Origin of the sequence: Cytobacillus sp. S13-E01 (assembly GCF_029193815.1) — a bacterium.
Classification (GTDB): domain Bacteria; phylum Bacillota; class Bacilli; order Bacillales; family Bacillaceae_L; genus Bacillus_BV.
The window spans coordinates 1-2,912 of the sequence record NZ_JARFVC010000070.1 but is presented as its reverse complement, the minus strand read 5'-3'; the positions used below and the strand labels follow the sequence as shown (position 1 = coordinate 2,912).

At 42.6% G+C, this 2,912-nt stretch carries 2 protein-coding genes; both read left to right on the top strand.

The genetic code is table 11. The features are described from left to right. The coding region (locus PY093_RS21125) for a group II intron maturase-specific domain-containing protein (protein WP_275644170.1) at nucleotides 1-597 on the top strand (597 nt) is incomplete at its 5' end. A 383-nt stretch (nucleotides 598-980) separates the two neighbouring features. After that, on the top strand, nucleotides 981-2,912 hold a 1,932-nt coding region (tkt, locus tag PY093_RS21120; protein ID WP_275647707.1), incomplete at its 3' end, for a transketolase.

Here is a 2,912-nt window from a genome sequence, read left to right as displayed (position 1 = left end):
TGCAATATTTACGTCAAAAGTAGACGGGCAGGTTATCGAGTGATGGAGAACTCAATCAATTTCCTAGAGGGTGAACTGAAATTAACCGTGAATCGTGAGAAAAGTGCGGTAGGAAGTCCACTGAAACGAAAGTTCCTGGGTTTTTGCCTACTGGCAACTAGAAACGGTGTCAAAATCCGACCACATCATAAGGCTAAGTCTACCGTGAAGCAAAAGTTGAAGAAAATAACAAAGCGGAGCAGAGGGAAGAGCATTGAAGTCCTCTTCAAACAAATCAAGCAGCTAATGACAGGGTGGATAAACTACTACGGCATTGGTGAAATGAAAAGCTTTATGAATGATTTGAATGGTTGGTTGAAACGACGAATCAGACAATACATTTGGAAACAGTGGAAAAACCCACGAACCAAACGTAGGAATCTCATTCAACTAGGTATCGAAAAGCAAAAAGCCTATGAATGGTCAAATACCCGAAAGGGTTACTGGAGGATTTCTGCCAGTTATATCCTTCATAGGTCTTTAACAGATAGAAAACTGGTACAACTCGGATATATGGATATATCCGCAAAATACCAGTTTGTACACTCAAATTATTGAACCGCCGTATACGGGTCCGTACGTACGGTGGTGTGAGAGGGTCGAACGAATCAATCTTCTGATTCGTTCACTCTACTCGATTTAGAAGATAAGAAAGAGTAAAAGTTTGTACCTAGTTTTAGTGTCTAGCTCCGGGCGCCATCGGCTCTACGGTATAAGCCAAGCCTTCCCGAAGGCAAAAAACGCCTTCGGGAAGGGCTCGTCTTATGCTTGTCGCCGAAAGGCGGTCGCCCTGCGCTTTTCTTAGTTGTACATACTATGATATGAAAGATTATTGGGATTGAATGCACCTGACAATTTAGTGAAGTATAGTTGTAGAAACTTCACTGTCAATATATGATATGAATATACATATGATAATCATTTAGAAAGGGTTGAAATGAATGACACATACTATTGAAGATTTATCAATCGCTGCGATTAGAACACTATCCATTGATGCTATTGAAAAAGCAAATTCAGGCCATCCAGGAATGCCGATGGGGGCAGCTCCTATGGCATTTTCACTTTGGACGAAGCATATGAACATTAATCCAAGCAATCCTGCATGGTTTAACCGTGATCGTTTCGTCCTTTCAGCAGGCCATGGATCGATGTTGTTATATAGCTTATTACATCTAAGCGGCTATGGTTTAACAATTGACGATCTTAAAAATTTTCGTCAATGGGGGAGCAGAACCCCTGGACATCCAGAATTTGGTCATACTGCTGGTGTGGACGCAACAACTGGTCCACTTGGCCAAGGTATTGCGATGGCAGTCGGAATGGCAATGGCTGAACGTCATTTAGCAGGTACCTACAATAAGGAATCTTTCAATGTAGTTGATCATTATACATACAGTATTTGTGGTGATGGGGACTTAATGGAAGGTGTATCAGCTGAGGCGGCATCTTTTGCCGGCCATTTACAGCTTGGAAAGTTAGTTGTTTTATATGATTCAAATGATATTTCACTTGATGGTGATTTAGATCGTTCTTTCTCTGAAAGTGTTGAAAAACGCTTTGATTCATATGGCTGGCAATATATCAGAGTTGAAGACGGTAATAATCTGGAAGAAATATCTAAGGCACTTGCTGAGGCAAAAGCCAATCAGAACCGCCCAACCTTAATTGAAGTGAAAACAACGATTGGCTATGGTTCGCCAAATAGAGCTGGAACATCTGGTGTGCATGGTGCACCACTTGGAGCAGACGAGGCGAAACTTACGAAGGAAGCTTATAACTGGACGTTCGAACAGGATTTTCATGTTCCGGATGAAGTATATTCTCATTTCCGTACGTCTATCTATGAGCCTGGTGAAAAGAAAGAACAAGAATGGAATGAGTTGTTTGCACACTATAAATCACAATATCCTGAGCTTGGCAAACAACTTGATGCAGCTATTTTGGGTAAACTTCCAGAAGGTTGGGAAAATCACCTGCCTAAATATGAAGAAGGCAAAAGCTTAGCATCACGTGCGTCATCTGGTGAAACCTTAAATGCAATCGCAAACCACGTACCACAATTTTTTGGTGGCTCAGCTGACTTAGCAGGCTCAAACAATACCATGATCAAAGGTGCTGGGGACTTTACTCCAAATGATTACAGCGGACGCAACATTTGGTTTGGTGTTCGTGAGTTTGCAATGGGTGCTGCGTTAAATGGTATGGCATTACATGGTGGGGTTAGAGTATACGGTGGAACATTCTTTGTATTCTCTGATTACTTACGTCCTGCAATCCGACTAGCTGCTTTGATGAAACTGCCAGTAACTTATGTGTTTACACATGACAGTATTGCCGTTGGTGAAGATGGTCCAACCCATGAGCCGGTTGAACAGTTACCTGCATTACGTGCAATGCCTGGCCTGGGTGTTATCCGTCCAGCTGATGGAAATGAAACAGCGGCTGCATGGAGACTAGCAATGGAATCAACTGACAAACCGACAACCTTGGTTCTTACTCGTCAAAACCTACCAACTATTGCCGGTACAATTGATAAGGCCTATGAAGGCGTGAAAAAAGGTGCGTATGTCATTTCAGAGGCTCAAAATAATAACCCTGAGGGCCTATTATTAGCATCAGGTTCAGAAGTGGGCCTTGCCGTCGAAGCGCAAAAGGCACTTGCTAGCGAGAACATTCATGTTTCTGTTATCAGTATGCCTTCATGGGATCGCTTTGAAGAGCAGTCTGCGGAATATAAAAATACAGTTATCCCTAAGTCTGTTAAGAAACGCCTTGGAATCGAAATGGCGTCATCACTAGGATGGGAACGCTACACTGGTGACGAAGGTGAAGTAGTAGCGATTAATCAGTTTGGTGCATCTGCACCAGGT